Below are 19,719 nucleotides of genomic sequence, written 5' to 3'. Positions count from 1 at the left end.
AAAAAACAAGGAACGTGAAATGAACTTCAAAAAAATTCTCAGCATCGCTTTACTTTCAGCCTTAGCATTAACCGGCTGTAAAGAAGAACAAAAAGCAAATGCAACTCAGCAAGACGTACGCAAATTAGTTGTTGGCGTAATGCAAGGCCCTGAAGCACAAGTAAATGAAGTGGCAGCCCGTATTGCGAAAGAAAAATACAATCTCGAAGTAAAATTGGTCGAGTTTAACGAATATACTCAGCCTAATATTGCGCTCAATGCAGGTGATTTGGACATTAATGCTTTCCAATCAGGTCCATTTTTAACCCGTGAAATGCAAGAACGTGGCTACAAATTTGTGATTCAAGGCAATACCTTTGTCTTTCCAATCGCAGCTTACTCCAAGAAAATTCAAAATATCGCTGCTCTACCTGAAAATGCTAAAATCGCTATTTCAAATGAGTTAAGCACTGTAGGTCGTTCTCTTTTGTTGTTACAGGCTAATGGCGTAATCAAATTAAAAGATCCAACAAATCTTTATTCAACTGAATTAGATATTGTTGAAAATCCGAAAAATGTGTCGATAACTCAAATTGATACCGCACTACTCACCCGAGCATTAGATGATGTGGATCTTGCTATTATCAATAATAACTATGCAGGGCAAGCGGGTTTAAATCCAGAAAAAGATGGCATTATCGTGGAAGCCAAAGATTCTCCTTACGTAAACTTAATTGTTTCTCGCGAAGACAATAAAGACAATCCGTTAATCCAAGATTACGTAAAAGCTTTCCAAACAGACGAAGTTTACCAAGAAGCATTAAAACACTTCCCAGGTGGAATTGTAAAAGGTTGGTAAAATATATCCCCCGCAAGGGGGATTTTATATTTCCCTCAATTGGTATAATCAATATATATTTTTCTTATTTTCTCAAAATGGCTGAAGCAACTCTAATCGCAAACAATTGCGATATCTCCTTTATTATTCCTGTTTATAATGCAGAACCTTTTCTCACTTCTTGTTTAAATAGTATTTTAGCAACTGACGTGGACAAAGAAATTATCATTATTGATGATGGCTCTAGTGATAATTCACTCGAGATTGCAGAAGCTTACGCAAAGCTACACGCCGAAATACGAATTATCCGGCAAGCTCATCAAGGTGTTTCAAGTGCGCGAAATCAGGGTATCAAACAGGCTAAAGGTCGTTATATCCAATTTGTCGATGCAGATGATCGCATTATCTATACACACTATTATGGTTTGATTCGCTTTTGTGACATGAATGCTTGTGATATTTTAAGAGGCTTGGTCGTTGAACAAGAGTTAGACAACACGATAGGATATCAACGAAAGCCAGAATCGCTCAACACGACTTACCCTGCAGCCTCTATTAATGGAGCACAATATTTTAGAGCAATGCAGGAAAGCTGTGGCTTTACTTGTTGTTGGCTTGGTTTTTACCGTACTGAGTTTCTGCGCCAACATCAGATCTATTTTGATGAAAGAGTCAGTATTTCTGAAGATAACCTTTTTATGATCGACTGTTTCCTGATGTATGAAGTAAAAGTGCTGTATTTTCCAAACTATATTTATCTTTACCGTAGAAACGCGCAAAGTAGCACCTTGAAAAAAGATAATTTTGCAGGATTTCAAGACATTTTGACCGCTTGTAAGATCATGAAGCAAAAACAACAACGACTAGCAGCCTCTCCTGATAAAGCGGAGATGATCGAAAAAATGATTAATAGCACTTATCGCTATGCTTATGAAAAATTCTATCTCAATTTAAATCTTCAGCTTAAATTGGCGGCAAAAGCACTATTCCAAGAACATAATGTCGCCATACCGCAAGAATAACGTAAAACAAAAGCCAGATCATAGATCTGGCTTTTAACTCCAAGGCTTTTATTCCTCTTCAAAACGTTTGGCTTTATAAGTTGGGTGCATTAGGTTTTCAACGGAAAGAATATCATCTAGCTGCTCTTTTGTTAATAAACCTCGTTCTAACACAACTTCACGCACGCCCTTGCCTGTTGTTGCACAGATTTTACCAACGATATCACCTTCATGGTGACCAATAAATGGATTGAGGTAGGTCACAATACCAATAGAGTTGAAGACAAAGTTTTCACAAATCTCTTTATTTACGGTAATGCCATCAATACATTTATCTCGTAAGTTCACACATGCATTGGCAAGAATATCAATACTTTCAAACATTGCTTGCCCTATCACAGGCTCCATCACATTTAATTGTAATTGCCCCGCTTCTGCTGCCATTGTGACAGTAATATCATTCCCCATTACTTTAAAGCATACTTGGTTCACAACTTCTGGAACTACAGGGTTTACTTTTGCTGGCATAATTGAAGAACCCGCTTGTAATTCTGGTAGGTTAATCTCATTTAAGCCTGCTCGTGGCCCAGAAGAGAGTAAACGTAAATCGTTACACACCTTAGATAACTTAACCGCTGTGCGTTTTAATGCACCATGCACCATAACATAAGCGCCACAGTCGGAGGTTGCTTCAATTAAGTTGCCAGCTAGAGTACAAGGTAATTGAGTCACTTCAGAAAGGTATTTTACCGCTAAAGGGGCATAGCCTTCAGGCGTATTTAGCCCAGTACCAATTGCAGTAGCGCCTAAGTTTACTTCAAGCAGCAACTCTGCTGTGCGTTTTAAATTACGTACTTCTTCATCTAATAGAACTGAAAAAGCTTTAAACTCTTGCCCAACAGTCATAGGTACCGCATCTTGCAATTGGGTACGCCCCATTTTCAGCACATTAGCAAATTCATTTGCTTTATTTTCAAAACTTTGTTGCAAATATAAAATTTTTGAAATTAAGTGCATCACACTATTGTATACGGCAATGCGAAATCCTGTTGGGTAAGCATCGTTAGTAGATTGGCTTGCATTGACGTGATCCATAGGATCAAGAACGCTGTATTCACCTTTTTTATGGCCTAGAATTTCTAATGCTAGGTTAGCAATAACCTCGTTAGTATTCATATTGACAGATGTTCCTGCTCCGCCTTGATAAATATCTGATGGGAACTGATCCATACAGCGTCCATTTACCAATACTTCATCACATGCCTGTACAATTGCTTTAGCAATTTTTTTCGGAATTGCCCCAAGTTCACCATTTGCTAACGCGGTCGCTTTTTTAACCATAACCATACCACGGACAAACTCAGGCACATCTGAAATGACATTCTTAGAAATGTTAAAATTCTCAATCGCACGTAATGTGTGGATGCCCCAATAAACATCGTTTGGTACTTTACGTTCACCTAATAAATCAACTTCAATACGATAGTCTTGCATAACATGTCCTCCTAAGTAGAGATTTAAAATCTATTTATATGATAGCGAGGAAAAACAAAGAAAAATGTGATCTGGCTCATATTTTCAAACGTAAATAACCGATATAAATTATCGGTTCAGATTAGTTTTTTTTATGCAAATATGCGCTGTAACAGCAAGAGAATGGTTTGATTGTGTTAAAAAGCATCAAGCCTATAGAAAAAACTGCTGATTTCACCAGCAAAAAATCAGTAGCTTACTAAATTTTATTTGCCAAATCATAAAACTTCTGCTATTTATACGCGCTTTTGAATTACCCCTAAAAATAGAGCCTTTATTCTTACAGGCTAGAAATACGATGAAAACAACAGGAGCAAAAATGTCTGCGGCACAGCCTACTTCTCTCAGTTTATTAGCAATTGCAGGTGTCACACCTTATCAACCAAGTAAAGATGAAGATTATATGAGCGATGCTCAAATTGAGCATTTCCGTAAAATTCTAAAAGCGTGGCATGCGCAAATTATGGAAGAAGCACAGCGCACTAAAGCACAAATGCAAGATGATGTAACCAACTTTGCCGACCCTGCTGACCGAGCAACCCAAGAAGAAGAATTCAGTTTAGAGTTACGTAACCGAGATCGTGAACGTAAATTACTAAAACGCATTGAACAAACATTAATTAAGTTAGATTCTGGCGATTATGGCTATTGCGATACCTGTGGGATTGAGATTGGCTTAAAACGCCTAGAAGCTCGCCCAACAGCAGAACTTTGCGTAGATTGCAAGACTCTTGCTGAAATCCGCGAAAAACAAATGGGCAGATAACCAACATACATATAAAAAATGGGCAATGAAATTCATTGCCCTTTCTATTGAACGAGGTGAGTTATTTTTAATTATATTAAATCGCTGTTTACTAAAAAGTCAGCTAAGAAAAATACGACAGCACTTAAGTCTCCAGACGGCAAAAAGCACCGCACTGCTCCAGCATTTTCAGAAAAACGACAAAGTGCTAGCAAAGGGGCGCCTAAAAAGAAAAATAATAAAGATTCTAATAGCCCGCATATCCAATACAAAAAATTTGCCAAAGATGCGAGTTATTATGATATTAGTCCTAAAGATTTCCCTAAAAATGCCGTAGCCATTGTAAATAAATTGACACAAAACGGCTACCAAGCGTACTTAGTCGGCGGTTGCATACGCGATATGTTACTTGAACATAAAGCCAAAGATTTTGATATTGCCACTAATGCTCGCCCTGAAGAAATCCAAAAAATTTTTGGTAGACAGTGCCGCCTCATCGGCCGACGTTTCCGCTTAGCGCATATTGTGTTCGGTCGTGAAATTTATGAAGTTGCCACTTTCCGCGGCAACCATCAGTCAAGCTCGAACGACAAAATTTCTAAAACAAGCGAAGAAGGAATGCTTCTACGTGATAACGTTTACGGCACTCTACGCGAAGATGCTGAACGTCGAGATTTTACCGTAAATTCACTCTATTACGATCTACAGCATAATCTGATTTTTGATTTTTTTAATGGTATCGACGATATTCGAGCAGGACATCTGCGTTTAATTGGTGATCCTGTACAACGTTACCAAGAAGACCCTGTCCGTATGCTACGTGCGATCCGTTTTATGGCAAAATTGGATATGTTCTTGGATAAAGCAAGTGATACCCCCATCAAAAAAATGGCATATTTACTGGGGAACATCCCTGCTGCCCGCTTATTTGAAGAATCGCTTAAATTATTACAATCAGGCGCGGGCTTCAAAACTTATGAATTATTACGCCAATATGGTCTATTTGAACAGCTTTTCCCTGTTTTAACGCCATTTTTCACTGAGCATCAAGATAGCAATGCAGAGAGAATGATTAGCAAAGCGCTACAATCTACCGATGATCGTATTCGCGATAATTTGCGAGTCAATCCTGCCTTTTTATTTGCTGCACTGCTTTGGTATCCACTGCGAGAAAAAATTGACGAACTCAAAAATGAAGGTGGCTTAAACCCTTATGATGCCATGCAACTTGCGGCAAATGATATTCTCGCTGAAAGTTGTAAAGCCGTAGCGTTGCATCGCCGTCATACAGCAGTTATTCGTGATATTTGGCAGTTGCAGTTTCAATTCCCAAAACGCACAGGTAAACGTCCAATGCAAACGCTAGAACATATCAAATTCCGTGCAGGCTTTGATTTATTGGTGATGCGTGCGGAAATTGAAGGAGGCGATTTAGTGGAATTAAGTGCGTGGTGGCATGAGTTCCAATTCAGCAACGAAGCCCAGCGTGCTGAACAGCTCAAAAACGTGAAACATATTCCCTCTTTTAAAGACGAGCAACCAAAGAAAAAACGTAAACCACGCCGCCGTGTTTATCGTAAGAAAAAAGCACTAACAGGAGAAATCGCATGACAACCGTTTATGTGGCTCTCGGCTCGAATTTAGAAAATCCGCTTGCTCAACTGAAGCAAGCGGTCGAAACTTTACAAAAATCGGCAAAAAATCTACAAGTGAGCTCTTTTTATGGTTCAAAACCTCTCGGTCCACAAGATCAGCCCGATTATGTCAATGCAGTGGTAAAATTTGATACTGACCTTGCTCCACTTGAACTACTCAATTGGCTACAAAGTATCGAAAATGAACAAGGGCGTGTCCGCCTACGCCGTTGGGGAGAAAGAACGCTTGATTTGGACATTCTGCTCTACGGCAATGAAATAATTCAAAACGAGCGTTTAACCATACCGCACTATGACATGCAAAATCGTGAATTTGTGATTGTGCCATTGTATGAATTAAATCCGGATTTGGTATTACCGAATGGCGAACAACTCTATACACTTTATCAAGTATTTAAAGAGCATCAGATGCACATTTTTAACTAATAGAAAGGGGCTGACGCCCCTTATATTATCTCTGCCCTTCCACATCAATAATAAACACTTCCGAACGAGAGCCTAAACGCATTGGTACGCCCCAAAAACCGTAACCTGATGTCACAAAATAGTGTCCCAAGCCAATTTTTTCATAACCATAACTTAAACGATTAAGCATTTTTACAATAAAGTTTGCAGGGAAAATTTGCCCATTATGGGTATGCCCTGAGACCTGAATATCAATCGGCAATTGGCTATGAGCGACAATATCCGTTGGACGATGATCCATTAAAAAAACGGGTAATGCGGTATTCACATTATGCAAAATCTGCTCTGCGGTTGGACGGTTTCGGTATAAATCATCATTACGACCAATAATGACAAATTTTCCGTCAATTTCTACCGCTTGATCCCACAACACCTTAATCCCTGCTTGCTCAATCGATTGATAAATGGCTTGTTGTTGCCCAAAGAAATCGTGATTGCCCAGTGTGGCATACACCCCAAGTGGAGCTGCCAGTTTTGACAGCGAGGATTGCATATTTTCTGCTTCATAGGCAAGGGTATCATCGTCCATAATATCCCCCGGCATTAAAATCAGATCCACCTTTTCTTGTTGGAAAATCTCAGCCAATTTATCTAACTGCTTTGCCCCAAACAATATGCCTAGATGGGTATCACTTGCGACACCAATACGGATTGGCTCTTTCAACGGTTTATCAATTTTTACCGAAAAATGTACCGCTTGTGGCACATAAGCATTAAATAAGGCAAAACCAATTAAACCCAAATAAGCAACGGGATACACCTTTCTCAGCAGAGCGTTTAATCGCCAACCACTCAATTTATTTAATGTGAGTGTGGCAAGGCTAATTAAAAAAGCAAACCATAAAAACACCAAAATAAACGCCATTGGGCGGAAGATTTTATAAGGCGTTAAAAACGGCACAAGCAAAATGCTGTTAATGCCTAAATAAAGTGTCCAGCCGACTTTTTTACGAGTGCTTTTCTGCCAACCAAATAGCCAACTTAGTGTACGAACAAAGCAAAAAATCAGCAGTTGTAGTGAAGTAATCGCAACGATGTTGATGATGATATAGCGGAATTCCATGATTTCTCTAATGTTTTTTTAAGGTTGTTAAATTATACGGTAAATGAGAATTTCATTGTTTATCTAATTCAGCATTTGGTTTTTGTAAGACAACATACTTTTGTTGCACTATTTGGCGAAAAGACTCGCTGGTTATCGCCCAGTCTAAAATATCGGTTTTAAAATTCAGCGGTGCGTCATCAAAGGCTTCGGCAAGTATTGCGTGTTCATCTAATGAAAGCGGCTGATTACCTATAATGGCTAAATCTAAATCTGAAAAAGGCTTATGAGTGCCTTTCACTCTTGAGCCAAATGCCCACACTTCTCGGCTTGGAATATGTTGCTGTAAAATGGCTAAAACGATACTTTTCTCTTGTTCTGTTAAGGCAAGTTTAACCATTTAGCCGCCCCGATAATTGCTGTAATAAAAATTGTGCCTCGCTTAAAAATTCAGGAATACCGGCAACAACCAATAATGCTGTTTGTTCATCATAGGTATGACTGGTGCGTGAAAGCATATCCCGATATTTCCGCCACATGTCCCAGTTCCCTTTTAATAGATTTTGTTCATTGCCAGTACGAATTAGCTGTTGAAAAGTCATCTCATCCAATTCAGCAGGGTTTGGCAATGTCCATTCTAAATAGCGTTTAAGCATTTTATGGCTTAATTCATAAGTAAATTCAAAGCGTTGAATTAAACCATCTCTAATTTGATCATCACTAATGTCCCTTTCATAACGAGCCAGCCCTTCTTGTAAGCGATTGACGGCATTTTGTAGTGGTGAAATATCAGGGGGATTCATGGCATTATTCCTTTTTTATTTTGTTAAATTATACGCATAATTTTTTGTAGAGAGAGGCTTTATACCGGCTCATTATCATAGTTTGTCCGTTTTTATAGACGAGATAAACCCTGTCTCTAAGGTCATTTTTAAGCGTTTGAAATTTTGCAAAATTATACGCTAAATACAGCGCTTGTTTACTTGAAATTTTCCAAACTTCCCCCATCTAGGGGGCGTTTTTTTATGTTAATAAGGAAAAAGAATGTCAAATCAAGAAACTCGTGGCTTTCAGTCAGAAGTCAAACAGTTATTACAACTGATGATCCACTCTCTCTATTCCAACAAAGAAATTTTCCTGCGTGAGTTGATTTCTAATGCCTCTGATGCGGCGGATAAGTTGCGTTTTAAAGCCCTTTCCGAACCTGCTTTATATGAAGGCGATGGGGAATTGCGTGTGCGTGTGTCGGTAGATGAAACGCTAGGTACGATTACCATTTCGGATAACGGTATCGGTATGAACCGTGAGCAGATTATTGATAATTTAGGCACGATTGCAAAATCAGGCACAAAAGAATTTCTCGCCAATCTCGGGCAAGATCAGGCAAAAGATAGCCAACTTATCGGGCAATTTGGGGTCGGTTTCTATTCTGCGTTTATCGTGGCGGATAAGGTAACGGTGAAAAGCCGTGCCGCTGGCGAGAGTGCAGAAAACGGTGTGCTGTGGGAATCCGCAGGTGAAGGGGAATACGTTGTTTCCGATATTGAGAAAAAAGATCGTGGTACAGAAATTACGCTTCATTTGCGTGAAGATGAAAAAGGCTTTTTAAGTGAATGGCGTTTGCGTGAAATTATCGCAAAATACTCCGACCACATCGCACTGAGCGTGGAAATTCAAAGCAAAGAGTACGATGATGAGGGGAAAGAAACGGGCACAAAATGGGAGAAAATCAATAAAGCTCAAGCGTTGTGGACTCGTTCAAAAAATGAAATTTCTGATGACGAATATAAAGAGTTCTATAAACATATCAGCCACGATTTTGCCGATCCGATGATTTGGTCGCACAATAAAGTGGAAGGTAAACAGGAATATACCAGCTTACTTTATGTGCCAAGCAAAGCCCCTTGGGATCTGTTCCAACGTGAACAAAAACACGGTTTAAAACTTTATGTGCAACGTGTGTTTATTATGGACGATGCCGAAGTGTTTATGCCGAATTATCTGCGTTTTATGCGTGGTTTGTTAGACACAAACGACTTACCGCTTAACGTGAGCCGTGAAATTTTACAAGAAAATCGTGTTACCCAATCTCTTCGCACCGCATTAACTAAACGTGCCTTGCAGCTATTGGAAAAATTGGCAAAAGACGACAGTGAAAAATATGCACAATTCTGGAAAGAATTCGGCTTGGTGTTAAAAGAGGGCGTGGGCGAAGATTTTGCCAATAAAGAGCAAATTGCAAAATTATTCCGCTTTGCCTCAACTCATACGGATTCCAGCGAACAAGCGGTGAGTTTTGCCGATTATATTGCAAGAATGAAAGAGGGGCAGAAAGCGATTTATTATCTCACTGCGGATAGCTACACAGCGGCTAAAAATAGCCCACATTTAGAGCTGTTTAACAAAAAAGGCATTGAGGTGTTGCTACTTTCTGATCGTGTGGACGAATGGATGTTGAGCTATCTCACCGAGTTTGACGGCAAGCCACTGCAAAGCATCACAAAATCAGATTTAGATTTAGGCGATCTGGCAGATAAAGAAGATGAAGAGAGCAAAAAAGCTCAAACGGAAGAATTTGGTTCATTCTTAGAACGTGCCAAAGGTTATTTTGGCGAACGTGTGAAAGATGTGGTACTCACCCATCGCTTAACCGACACGCCTGCGGTAGTTTCTACGGGGAGCGATGAAATGACCACGCAAATGGCGAAACTTTTTGCCGCAATGGGGCAAACCGCACCAGAAGTGAAATATACCTTTGAGTTAAACCCTGATCACGCAATGGTGAAAAAAGTGGCGGATATTGCAGGTGATGATGAGTTTAACGACTGGATTGAACTGTTGTTTGAACAAGCATTACTGGCTGAACGAGGCACCTTAGAAAACCCAACCGCGTTTATTAAACGAATGAATAAATTACTAGGCTAATGATGAAAGGCGGAATCTTTAGATTTCGCCTTTCTTTTTGCAAACTTTCAGGAAAAACAGACCGCTTACAGCGTGACAACAGGATTTATGGTAAGATTTTGCAGATTTTTAACCAATATAGGACAACTTCTCCTACATTCTCATATACAGACAGGATAGAAAATGAGTGACTCTCTCAATTCCCAAATTTCCCAAATCATTGCCGCTGAACTGAGCGTACAGCCAAAACAAATTCTTGCCGCACTGACACTTTTAGACGAAGGCAATACCATTCCATTTATCGCTCGTTATCGTAAAGAAGTAACGGGGGGATTAGACGATACCCAATTACGCCATTTTGAAACACGGCTAATTTATCTGCGTGAGCTTAATGATCGCCGTCAAACCATTTTGAAATCCATTGATGAGCAAGGCAAACTGACCGATGAGCTACGCCTAAAAATCGAGCAAACGGAAAGCAAAACTGAATTAGAAGATCTCTATTTGCCTTATAAACCCAAACGCCGTACTCGTGGGCAAATTGCGATTGAAAATGGGCTTGAGCCATTGGCAGAATTGCTTTGGAACGATCCAAGTCAAACGCCAGAAACGGCAGCACTTGGCTATTTAAATGAAAATGTGGCTGATGTGAAAAGTGCCTTAGATGGGGCGAGATATATTTTGATGGAGCGTTTTGCAGAAGATGCCGAACTGCTTGCAAAATTACGCCAACATTTGACCGCTTACGCAACCTTAGAAAGTAAAGTGATGGACGGCAAGGAAGAAGAGGGCGTGAAGTTTAGCGACTATTTTGCCCATAGCGAGCCGCTGAAAAACGTGCCTTCACACCGAGCCTTAGCGATGTTTCGTGGGCGAAATGAGGGAATTTTGTCTCTCTCTTTAAATGCCGATCCTAATAATGAAGAAGGGGCAAAATCCTATTGTGAAGAGATTATTCGTGAGCATTTGGGCATTATTTTAAATAACCAACCTGCGGATAGCTGGCGTGCACAAGTGATTAGCTGGACGTGGAAAATTAAAGCCGCTTTGCATTTAGAAACGGAATTGATGTCGGCATTGCGTGAAAAAGCCGAAGATGAAGCGATTGACGTATTCGCACGTAATTTATCCGCCTTGTTAATGGCTGCTCCCGCTGGTGCAAGAAATACCATTGGGCTAGACCCTGGTTTGCGTACAGGGGTAAAAGTCGCCGTCGTAGATAACACAGGAAAATTACTGGATACTGCCACCATTTATCCCCACACAGGGCAAACCGCTCAGGCAATGCAAACGCTCTATACGTTGGGCAAAAAGCATAATGTGGATTTAATTGCGATTGGTAACGGTACCGCGTCTCGAGAAACCGAACGTTTTGCCAAAGATCTGATTAAACAAACCGATTGGAAACCGCAAACGGTCGTGGTGAGTGAGGCTGGGGCTTCGGTCTATTCCGCTTCTGAACTGGCAGCGGCTGAATTTCCTGAATTAGATGTCTCCTTGCGCGGGGCGATTTCTATTGCTCGCCGTTTGCAAGATCCGCTTGCGGAATTGGTAAAAATTGAGCCGAAAGCCATTGGCGTAGGGCAATATCAACATGATGTCAATCAAAGCCAATTGGCACGTAAATTAGATGCGGTGGTGGAAGATTGTGTGAATGCGGTGGGGGTAGATTTAAATACCGCTTCTGCACCATTGCTTGCTCGAGTTGCGGGTATGACCAAAACATTAGCGCAAAACATTGTTGCCTATCGTGATGAAAATGGGCGTTTTGAATCTCGCGCAGCATTGAAAAAAGTGCCTCGTCTAGGGCCGAAGGCCTTTGAACAGTGTGCTGGCTTTATGCGAATTTCCAACGGCAAAAATCCGCTCGATGCCTCAGGGGTTCACCCAGAAGCTTATCCTGTGGTAGAGAAAATCTTGCAAGCCACGCAATCAACCCTTGCGGAGTTAATGGGCAATGAGAGCAAAATTCATCGCCTACACGCCGTAGATTTTGTGGACGACCAATTTGGTTTACCAACGGTAAACGACATTTTTAAAGAGTTAGAAAAACCGGGACGAGATCCACGTGGGGAATTTAAAACGGCGACCTTTATGGACGGTGTGGAAGAAATTTCTGATCTCAAAGTCGGTATGATTTTAGAAGGCACAGTAACGAATGTGACAAACTTCGGCGCATTTGTGGATATTGGCGTACACCAAGATGGCTTAGTGCATATTTCTATGCTGTCTAACAGCTTTGTGGAAGATCCGCATCAAGTGGTGAAAACAGGTGATGTAGTCAAAGTGAAAGTGCTGGAAGTAGATGTAGCTCGTAAGCGGATTGCTTTAACGATGCGTTTAGAAGATAAACCGACGGAGAGTACAAGCGGTCAAAATCGTGAAAAAAATCGCAAAACGGATCGTACAGAGCAAAAACCTCGCCAAAATCAATCTTTCGTGAATAATGCTTTTGCCGATGCACTAAAAGGTTGGAAGAAATAACACTATAGTGAAAGTGACAAATAATTTGGGCGGAATCTTCCGCCCAGTTTTTAATGCCCGCTTAACACTTTTGCCGGCTCTAATTTTGCGGCTCGCATCGCGGGGTAAAGGCTCGCGGCAAGACTTAAAATAATAGTCGCAAGCAGTACCCAGACAATATCCAGCCAATGAATTTCACTTGGTAAAAAATCAATAAAATAGATACCACCAGATAATAATTTTACGCCAAACAGATTCTCAGCGAATTTGATAATATGCGTTAAATTTAGAGAGAGTATTACCCCTATCAACACGCCAATAACCGCTCCCTTCATTCCTGAAAGTAAGCCATACCAGAGGAAAATTTGCTTAATAAAACGATCATTCGCACCTAATGTTCGCTGAATCGCAATATCACCTTGTTTATCTTTTACCGCCATTACAAGTGTTGAAATGATATTGAAACAAGCCACACCGATTACCAAAACCATCGCGATATACATTACAGTCCGAATCAACTGAATGTCGTTATACATATAACCAAATTTGTCGATCCACGTTTGCAAATAAAGTGGCTGCGGAAAATGCTGTAGGGCATCAAAACGGAGCTGTCGTACTTCAAACGGTTTTGCGACAGAAAGCTCAATACCAGAATAGTGATTTTTATCCAACTCAAGCAATTCTTGCGCCGTTTGCAACGGCAGTAGCGCATAGCTGTGATCAAGCTGTCCATCTAAACGCAAAATACCTGTGACCTCAAGACTAAAACGCAATGGCTGTGCTAACTTGCCGTCTTCTGTTGGTTCTGGAAGAAGTAGTGTGACTTCATCTCCCACCTCAATTGCTAAATCACGCGCAATCCCTGCACCTAAAATTAACCCGCCATGCTGTTTAAAAGCTTGCCATTGTTCGCTAGGAACAAATTGTGCCAGTTGGCTAACCTGCTCTTGCTTCTCTGCATCAATGCCGCGCACCTGAGCAATTTTAAGCTGCGTGCCATTTTCAATTAGTCCAGTAAACGTAATAAAAGGCGATACAGCTTGAACTCCTTCAATTTTTTTTGCAATTTTTTCTAAATTTTGCCCCGCTTGAATAATGTTCTCATTGCCATAGCCTTGAATTTCGGCATGCGGTACCACCGAAAGAACACGCTGATTCAACTCGCGCTCAAAGCCATTCATTGCACTTAAACCGATAATGAGTACCGCAACACCTAACGCAATACCAATACTAGAAAAAAGAGAGATCAAAGAAACCAACCGATTTTTCTGCTTACCTTTTTGATAACGCCAACTAATAAAAAACGGGGTATTCATTTGTGATTCTCCATTAACACGCCATCACGCATTGTTAGCGTACGATTGAGTTTAGCGGCTAAATTTAAGTCATGAGTGACTAGCAAGAAAGCAATGCCTTGTTCAGCATTTAATTGCTTAATTAAGTCAAAAATGCTTTCAGTGGTTTTTTGATCGAGATTTCCCGTTGGTTCATCAGCAAGTACCAAAGCAGGATTATTCACTAAAGCACGGGCAATCGCCACACGTTGTCTTTCACCACCAGAAAGTGCTGAAGGACGATGCGTAATGCGATGACTTAAACCAACTGAGCGTAACATATCCTCTGCGCGATCTTTTGCTTCATTTTTATTTTGCTTACCAATCAACATTGGCATCATCACATTTTCTAACGCAGAAAAATCTGCCATCAGATGATGAAATTGATAAACAAAACCTAAATGCTCATTACGCAGTTTGGCTAGGGCATTATTGCTTAATCGTTGTAATGATTGCCCTTTTATGAACACTTCACCGGTACTGGCTTGATCTAGCCCCCCTAAGGTGTGCAACAATGTGCTTTTTCCCGAACCAGAACTACCAACTATCGCCACTAATTCACCGTTCTTCATTGAGAAATTAACATTTTTCAGGATTTGAACCTGATTTTCACCTTCTTGATAAAATTTGCTGATATTTTCACAGCGTAAGAGTTCTGTTGTTTTCATTGTCATCTATTTTGCATTTTTTTGCCAAAACCGACCGCTTGTCGGCAAATCCAAATACTATTTTGCTTGAATAACCCCTTTCGATCAAATTCCTTTTAGATTTTGTGAAGCAGATCACTTTTTTACAAGACAAAAAGGCAAAATCCCTTTAAAATCCCGTCCAGTTTTATTTCAACTTAACTCTTAATGGAGAACTTTAAAATGGCAAAAATCGTTAAAGTGCTTGGTCGTGAAATTATCGACTCTCGTGGTAACCCAACTGTAGAAGCAGAAGTTCACTTAGAAGGTGGCTTTGTGGGTATGGCGGCTGCGCCATCTGGTGCATCTACCGGTTCTCGCGAAGCATTAGAATTACGTGACGGTGACAAAGGTCGTTTCTTAGGTAAAGGTGTATTAAAAGCAGTTGAAGCGGTAAATGGCCCGATTGCTAACGCATTAGTGGGTAAGGATGCAACTGCACAGGCTGAGATCGACCAAATTATGATCGACTTAGACGGTACTGAAAATAAATCTAACTTCGGTGCAAACGCAATCTTAGCCGTATCATTAGCAAATGCAAAAGCAGCTGCAGCATCTAAAGGTAAAGCATTATATGAGTGGATCTCAATCTTAAACGGTACTGAAGGTCAATACTCTATGCCATTACCAATGATGAACATCATCAATGGCGGTGAGCACGCAGACAACAACGTAGATATTCAAGAGTTTATGATTCAACCGGTTGGCGCTTCAACCTTAAAAGAAGCTCTCCGTATCGGTGCTGAAGTGTTCCACAATCTTGCGAAAGTATTAAAAGCAAAAGGCTTAAATACTGCGGTAGGTGATGAAGGTGGTTTCGCACCAAACTTAGCTTCAAATGCAGACGCTTTAGCATGTATCAAAGAAGCAGTTGAAAAAGCAGGCTATGTGTTAGGTAAAGACGTAACTTTAGCGATGGACTGTGCATCATCTGAGTTCTTTGATAAAGAACGCAATGTGTACGATATGAAAGGCGAAGGCAAAACCTTTACTTCACAAGAGTTCACTCACTACTTAGAAGGCTTATGCAAAGAGTACCCAATCGTGTCTATCGAAGACGGTCAAGATGAATCTGACTGGGAAGGTTTTGCATACCAAACTAAAGTATTGGGCGATAAAGTACAATTAGTAGGCGATGACTTATTCGTAACCAACACCAAAATTTTAGCTCGTGGTATCGAAAACGGTATTGCAAACTCAATCTTAATCAAATTCAACCAAATTGGTTCTTTAACTGAAACCTTAGCTGCAATCAAAATGGCGAAAGATGCAGGTTACACAGCTGTTATCTCTCACCGCAGCGGTGAAACTGAAGATGCAACCATTGCAGATTTAGCAGTAGGTACCGCAGCAGGTCAAATCAAAACCGGTTCAATGAGCCGTTCAGACCGTGTTGCTAAATACAACCAATTAATCCGTATCGAAGAACGTTTGGCAGCAGCGGGAACACCTGCTCCATTCAACGGTCGTAAAGAGATTAAAGGTCAAGCATAATCGCTCGAAAATCTTGAAATGCCACTGAGAAATCAGTGGCATTTTGCTTATAAGGATACTTCAATGCTCTATTCTGTTTTAACTGATCATATTTTATTAAACGAACCTTACCGCAATGGAGCGCATTCTACCCAACACGAACATTTAGTGGTGATGTTTGAGATTGATGAAGAAAGCGGCTATTTTTATGCAATGGACTTACATCAAACCGAACAACCAGTGGTGGATAGTTTATTTGTGTTTCGGGTGAGTGATATTGAGCAACATTCATTAAAAGAACCCCGCCGTTTAGAAATTTGTTGGAGTGAAGATGGTTATCAAGCCTTTTTACTGATCAACGGCTATCCACACGCAGTATTCGATTTCCGTCAATTTGTCGGCTACAACCACACCAAATTCCCAATGCCAGAACTTGGCAGTATATGGGTGCATAAAGAAACGACTAATGAATTAGTGGAGAAATGGTTAAGATAAATGAAAGGACGCACTATAGTGCGTCCTTTACATAAAAGGAAATCTCTATTACATCTGTAAACGCTAATACTCAGCTACTAATTAAGCTTTAAACTCCCAAAATTTATTACCACCGCCATTATCTTCATAAGCCTGTTTTTGTAGCCGATTTTCTAATTTAAAAATATCACTATAAAATTCAACTAGTTCATCGGGATCCATCTCTAATAAAATTGGTGGCAAGTTACTTTGCTTCGCAGGTTCAATCACATAATTCACACTAAAATAATGAGTACATTTACCTTCTAATTTCAAACGAACTAAGCGATGAAAAACATTGGTATCATTATTTTTGCCACTATACCAACTCGGTGCAACTTGAAGCGCGACATCTCGCAACATAGCATAACAGTTAGTATCAATATGGAAGGATTTGTTTTTAGAGTAGTCTGCATTTACTGTCTCATTAATTGGTACCGTAATTGGATATTGTACAAGGTTACGATAAAAACCTATTGATTCTACAATATCTTGGCAAATGAACTCATTTTTCTGTGTATATAAATTACGTAATGCATAAACATAAGGAGCCCCCGTTTCAATTAATGTATTAACACAGCTTTCAATATGATTAGGCTCATACCAGTTATCATCATCCAAATAACAGAAAATATCTTCTTTGATCAAATAAGGTGCTATCGCATTAATTGCACTATTTGTCCAGCCGCCTGCACCGGTATTCATAGGTAAATAAGTCACTATCACTTCAGGATACTTCACCAAAATTTCCCGCGCTTTATCATGGTATTTATCACCATCGACAAAAATATAATGCTTGGCAGGATAAGTCTGATTTTGCACACTTTGAATTGCTCTTTCTAACTCTGCTCGCCCAATAGTTGAAGTGATGACTGCAACACTTTTTGTTAGTTTTTCCATATTTTGCATACAATATCCTTACGTTCGATTATGTAAGTGTTCTCGAATTAAATTTAAAAATAGCTCACCAAAACGATCCAATTTACGTTCTCCCACCCCGTTAATATTCAACAGTGCGTTTTCATCCGTTGGTAAAAACTCTGCCATTTCTTGTAAAGTTGCATCATTAAATACCACGAATGGTGGAATATTCTCTTTATCTGCAATTTGCTTGCGCAAAAAACGCAAACGAGCAAATAGATCCTTATCATAATTACGTCGACTAACCTGTTTTTGCACATATGCAGTTGCAGAAAAACCTAATCTTGGCATCGCCAATTCCAGCCCCTGCTCTGCACGTAATATAGGGCGGGCCTGTTCTGTGAGCTGTAATGCTGAGTGGTTCGTGATATTTTGCCGAACAAATCCTAAATGGATAAGCTGACGAGTAACACTTATCCAATGCTCTTGCGATTTCTCTTTGCCAATGCCGAAAACCGAAAGCGTCTCATGCTGGAAATCCCTTACTTTCTGATTATTTAAACCTCGCAAGACAGCAATAACATGATGTAAACCGAAGCGTTGCCCTGTTCGATAAATCACCGACATCACTTTCTGTGCATCAACTAGACCATCATACTTTTTAGGTGGCGAAAGGCAAATATCGCAATTGCCACAATTTTTCTGACGCGATTCCCCAAAATAGTTAAGCAGCACTAATCGGCGACAAGTTTGAGACTCTGCAAATGCGCCTATTGCTTGTAATTTATGCTGCTCAATTTGACGTTGTTCACTCTCTGGTTTTTCCAATAATACCTTATGTAGCCAGCCATAATCAGCAGGATCATAAAGTAGCATCGCCTCTGAAGGTAAATCATCACGTCCTGCTCTACCCGTTTCCTGATAGTAAGATTCAATGCTTCTTGGCAAATCAAAATGCACCACAAATCGCACATTCGATTTATTAATCCCCATACCGAAAGCAACGGTTGCGACCACAATTTGAATATTGTCACGTTGAAAAGCATTTTGTACCGTCTCTCGTTCTTGCATACTCATCCCAGCATGATAGCCCATCACAGAAATTCTACGTGCAGCGAGTTTAGCAGTGATATCTTCCACTTTTTTACGACTATTGCAGTACACAATGCCACTTTTACCTTGCTGTGTCTGAATGAATTTAAGCAACTGATCAAACGGTTTAAATTTTTCTTGCACCGTATAGCGAATATTTGGACGGTCAAAGCTACCCAAATAAGTATGTGGCTGATTGAGAGCTAAATGCTGAATAATATCCGCTCGGGTAGTAGGATCTGCAGTTGCTGTAAGCGCAACAAGCGGTATATTTGGGAAAGTTTTTCGCAAACCACCAAGTAAAGTATATTCAGGGCGAAAGTCATGCCCCCACTGAGACACACAGTGCGCTTCATCAACAGCGATAAGGCTAATCTTACATAATGAGATAAAGTGATAAAAGCTACTGCCCATCACTTTTTCAGGAGAGAGATAAAGCAGTTTGAGCTGTCCTGCGATAGCTTTCTGTTCAACGTGCTGCTGCTCTTCTAAGGTTTGCGTAGAATTGAGATAACCTGCCTCAACTCCATTCGTCAATAGCTGATCAACTTGATCTTTCATCAACGAGATCAAAGGCGAAATCACGATAGTTAAGCCAGAAAGACATAAGGCGGGCACTTGATAACACAACGATTTTCCACCACCAGTAGTCATAATGACAAGGCAATCCTGTCCTGACAGAATTGCCTGAATCACTTCTTCCTGACCTTGTCGGAAAGACTGATAACCAAAAACGTTATGTAGAACCTCTTTGGCTTTTGCAAGAGGAGAAGGGGTAGAGATTGCCATTAGCTAAACGATACTGTTTCTCCATGACGAGCTACCGCTTCTTCAAGATGTAACCAGAAGGAACGATTTTCATTGCTTAGCCATTCCCCATCACGAAAAGCGAAATGGAAACCACCTAATTTACTTGCCAACCAAAGTTCAAGCATGGCTTCTTGCTTATTAATCACAATTTGTGAATCATCATCAAAAGTGAGCGTCATTACCGCACCTTGAATCTCACAATCTATATCACAACCTTGTTCATCAAGTCGCTCTTCAATTTTTTCCCACACTTGTTCAATTTCTTGGTGAAATTCCGCAATATTCATAATTTCTCTTTAAATTCTGTAATAAAAATTACATATTC

At 40.2% G+C, this 19,719-nt stretch carries 18 protein-coding genes; 9 read left to right on the top strand and 9 right to left on the bottom strand.

Annotated features, from left to right (window positions below):
- Window positions 1-19: 19 nt before the first annotated feature.
- Window positions 20-838, top strand: a complete 819-nt coding sequence (locus tag F542_RS03605) for a MetQ/NlpA family ABC transporter substrate-binding protein (RefSeq protein WP_015432888.1) — start codon at window positions 20-22, stop codon at window positions 836-838.
- A 77-nt stretch (window positions 839-915) separates the two neighbouring features.
- Window positions 916-1,839, top strand: a complete 924-nt coding sequence (locus F542_RS03600; protein ID WP_015432889.1) for a glycosyltransferase — start codon at window positions 916-918, stop codon at window positions 1,837-1,839.
- Window positions 1,840-1,887: 48 nt separating this feature from the next.
- On the opposite strand, the gene aspA is transcribed toward F542_RS03600, so the two are convergent.
- On the bottom strand, window positions 1,888-3,312 hold the full coding sequence (gene aspA, locus F542_RS03595; protein ID WP_015432890.1) for an aspartate ammonia-lyase: 1,425 nt from the start codon (window positions 3,310-3,312) through the stop codon (window positions 1,888-1,890).
- Window positions 3,313-3,670: 358 nt separating this feature from the next.
- Here aspA and dksA point away from each other — a divergent pair, with 358 nt between their 5' ends.
- From dksA to folK, 3 genes are all read left to right on the top strand, one after another.
- Window positions 3,671-4,117 (top strand): RNA polymerase-binding protein DksA, encoded by a 447-nt coding sequence (gene dksA, locus F542_RS03590; RefSeq protein WP_025266926.1) that lies wholly within the window; start codon window positions 3,671-3,673, stop codon window positions 4,115-4,117.
- A gap of 63 nt (window positions 4,118-4,180) precedes the next feature.
- Window positions 4,181-5,707 carry a polynucleotide adenylyltransferase PcnB gene (gene pcnB / locus F542_RS03580; protein WP_172635302.1) on the top strand — a complete coding sequence of 509 codons (1,527 nt, stop codon included), beginning with the start codon at window positions 4,181-4,183 and terminating at the stop codon, window positions 5,705-5,707.
- Window positions 5,704-6,177 carry a 2-amino-4-hydroxy-6-hydroxymethyldihydropteridine diphosphokinase gene (gene folK / locus F542_RS03575; RefSeq protein WP_015432893.1) on the top strand — a complete coding sequence of 158 codons (474 nt, stop codon included), beginning with the start codon at window positions 5,704-5,706 and terminating at the stop codon, window positions 6,175-6,177. Before pcnB ends, folK begins: the two co-directional genes overlap by 4 nt.
- 25 nt (window positions 6,178-6,202) lie before the next feature.
- On the opposite strand, the gene F542_RS03570 is transcribed toward folK, so the two are convergent.
- Genes F542_RS03570 through F542_RS03560 form a run of 3 tightly spaced genes read right to left on the bottom strand, consistent with a single transcriptional unit; the run spans window position 6,203 to window position 8,061 of the window.
- A complete protein-coding gene (locus tag F542_RS03570) occupies window positions 6,203-7,279 on the bottom strand; it encodes a metallophosphoesterase (RefSeq protein ID WP_015432894.1) in 1,077 nt (358 codons plus the stop codon).
- Between the two features lie 52 nt (window positions 7,280-7,331).
- The gene (locus F542_RS03565) at window positions 7,332-7,658 is read right to left on the bottom strand and encodes a nucleotidyltransferase family protein (RefSeq protein ID WP_015432895.1); all 327 of its coding nucleotides are present in this window, start codon (window positions 7,656-7,658) and stop codon (window positions 7,332-7,334) included.
- Window positions 7,651-8,061 carry a nucleotidyltransferase substrate binding protein gene (locus tag F542_RS03560; RefSeq protein ID WP_015432896.1) on the bottom strand — a complete coding sequence of 137 codons (411 nt, stop codon included), beginning with the start codon at window positions 8,059-8,061 and terminating at the stop codon, window positions 7,651-7,653. The genes F542_RS03565 and F542_RS03560 overlap by 8 nt, the downstream gene beginning before the upstream one ends.
- Window positions 8,062-8,302: 241 nt before the next feature.
- On the opposite strand from F542_RS03560, the gene htpG reads away from it, so the two are divergent.
- Both htpG and F542_RS03550 read left to right on the top strand, forming a co-directional pair.
- The gene (gene htpG / locus F542_RS03555; RefSeq protein WP_015432897.1) at window positions 8,303-10,183 is read left to right on the top strand and encodes a molecular chaperone HtpG; all 1,881 of its coding nucleotides are present in this window, start codon (window positions 8,303-8,305) and stop codon (window positions 10,181-10,183) included.
- A gap of 162 nt (window positions 10,184-10,345) precedes the next feature.
- Complete coding sequence (locus tag F542_RS03550) at window positions 10,346-12,646, top strand: Tex family protein (protein ID WP_025266924.1); 2,301 nt, start codon at window positions 10,346-10,348, stop codon at window positions 12,644-12,646.
- 50 nt (window positions 12,647-12,696) lie between these two features.
- Here F542_RS03550 and lolE read toward each other — a convergent pair whose 3' ends face one another.
- The gene (lolE, locus tag F542_RS03545) at window positions 12,697-13,941 is read right to left on the bottom strand and encodes a lipoprotein-releasing ABC transporter permease subunit LolE (RefSeq protein ID WP_015432899.1); all 1,245 of its coding nucleotides are present in this window, start codon (window positions 13,939-13,941) and stop codon (window positions 12,697-12,699) included.
- Complete coding sequence (gene lolD / locus F542_RS03540) at window positions 13,938-14,627, bottom strand: lipoprotein-releasing ABC transporter ATP-binding protein LolD (protein WP_025266923.1); 690 nt, start codon at window positions 14,625-14,627, stop codon at window positions 13,938-13,940. Before lolD ends, lolE begins: the two co-directional genes overlap by 4 nt.
- Before the next feature lie 201 nt (window positions 14,628-14,828).
- On the opposite strand from lolD, the gene eno reads away from it, so the two are divergent.
- Complete coding sequence (eno, locus tag F542_RS03535) at window positions 14,829-16,139, top strand: phosphopyruvate hydratase (protein WP_025266922.1); 1,311 nt, start codon at window positions 14,829-14,831, stop codon at window positions 16,137-16,139.
- Window positions 16,140-16,202: 63 nt separating this feature from the next.
- Window positions 16,203-16,613, top strand: a complete 411-nt coding sequence (locus F542_RS03530; protein WP_025266921.1) for a DUF2251 domain-containing protein — start codon at window positions 16,203-16,205, stop codon at window positions 16,611-16,613.
- Window positions 16,614-16,694: 81 nt separating this feature from the next.
- Here the strand turns inward: F542_RS03530 and F542_RS03525 are convergent, their stop codons facing one another.
- From F542_RS03525 to cyaY, 3 genes are read right to left on the bottom strand one after another with little or no spacing between them, the layout of a single operon-like run.
- Window positions 16,695-17,540, bottom strand: a complete 846-nt coding sequence (locus F542_RS03525) for a glycosyltransferase family 2 protein (protein ID WP_015432903.1) — start codon at window positions 17,538-17,540, stop codon at window positions 16,695-16,697.
- A gap of 9 nt (window positions 17,541-17,549) precedes the next feature.
- A complete protein-coding gene (gene recQ, locus F542_RS03520) occupies window positions 17,550-19,373 on the bottom strand; it encodes an ATP-dependent DNA helicase RecQ (RefSeq protein ID WP_025266920.1) in 1,824 nt (607 codons plus the stop codon).
- Window positions 19,373-19,681: an iron donor protein CyaY gene (cyaY, locus tag F542_RS03515; protein WP_025266919.1), complete on the bottom strand. Its 309-nt coding sequence runs from the start codon at window positions 19,679-19,681 to the stop codon at window positions 19,373-19,375. Before cyaY ends, recQ begins: the two co-directional genes overlap by 1 nt.
- Window positions 19,682-19,719 lie beyond the last annotated feature (38 nt).

It is taken from the genome of Bibersteinia trehalosi USDA-ARS-USMARC-188, assembly GCF_000521725.1.
GTDB classification, from domain to species: domain Bacteria; phylum Pseudomonadota; class Gammaproteobacteria; order Enterobacterales; family Pasteurellaceae; genus Bibersteinia; species Bibersteinia trehalosi.
Note: the sequence above shows the minus strand (reverse complement) of the source record. Positions and strands in the feature narration are given on the sequence as shown.

What these genes read in the sequence shown, in the direction of transcription:
- F542_RS03605 (WP_015432888.1), top strand. Translation starts at nt 20, where the DNA reads ATGAACTTCAAAAAAATTCTCAGCATCGCTTTACTTTCAGCCTTAGCA.
- F542_RS03600 (WP_015432889.1), top strand. Translation starts at nt 916, where the DNA reads ATGGCTGAAGCAACTCTAATCGCAAACAATTGCGATATCTCCTTTATT.
- aspA (WP_015432890.1), bottom strand. Translation starts at nt 3,312, where the DNA reads ATGCAAGACTATCGTATTGAAGTTGATTTATTAGGTGAACGTAAAGTA.
- dksA (WP_025266926.1), top strand. Translation starts at nt 3,671, where the DNA reads ATGTCTGCGGCACAGCCTACTTCTCTCAGTTTATTAGCAATTGCAGGT.
- folK (WP_015432893.1), top strand. Translation starts at nt 5,704, where the DNA reads ATGACAACCGTTTATGTGGCTCTCGGCTCGAATTTAGAAAATCCGCTT.
- F542_RS03570 (WP_015432894.1), bottom strand. Translation starts at nt 7,279, where the DNA reads ATGGAATTCCGCTATATCATCATCAACATCGTTGCGATTACTTCACTA.
- F542_RS03565 (WP_015432895.1), bottom strand. Translation starts at nt 7,658, where the DNA reads ATGGTTAAACTTGCCTTAACAGAACAAGAGAAAAGTATCGTTTTAGCC.
- F542_RS03560 (WP_015432896.1), bottom strand. Translation starts at nt 8,061, where the DNA reads ATGAATCCCCCTGATATTTCACCACTACAAAATGCCGTCAATCGCTTA.
- htpG (WP_015432897.1), top strand. Translation starts at nt 8,303, where the DNA reads ATGTCAAATCAAGAAACTCGTGGCTTTCAGTCAGAAGTCAAACAGTTA.
- F542_RS03550 (WP_025266924.1), top strand. Translation starts at nt 10,346, where the DNA reads ATGAGTGACTCTCTCAATTCCCAAATTTCCCAAATCATTGCCGCTGAA.
- lolE (WP_015432899.1), bottom strand. Translation starts at nt 13,941, where the DNA reads ATGAATACCCCGTTTTTTATTAGTTGGCGTTATCAAAAAGGTAAGCAG.
- lolD (WP_025266923.1), bottom strand. Translation starts at nt 14,627, where the DNA reads ATGAAAACAACAGAACTCTTACGCTGTGAAAATATCAGCAAATTTTAT.
- eno (WP_025266922.1), top strand. Translation starts at nt 14,829, where the DNA reads ATGGCAAAAATCGTTAAAGTGCTTGGTCGTGAAATTATCGACTCTCGT.
- F542_RS03530 (WP_025266921.1), top strand. Translation starts at nt 16,203, where the DNA reads ATGCTCTATTCTGTTTTAACTGATCATATTTTATTAAACGAACCTTAC.
- F542_RS03525 (WP_015432903.1), bottom strand. Translation starts at nt 17,540, where the DNA reads ATGCAAAATATGGAAAAACTAACAAAAAGTGTTGCAGTCATCACTTCA.
- recQ (WP_025266920.1), bottom strand. Translation starts at nt 19,373, where the DNA reads ATGGCAATCTCTACCCCTTCTCCTCTTGCAAAAGCCAAAGAGGTTCTA.
- cyaY (WP_025266919.1), bottom strand. Translation starts at nt 19,681, where the DNA reads ATGAATATTGCGGAATTTCACCAAGAAATTGAACAAGTGTGGGAAAAA.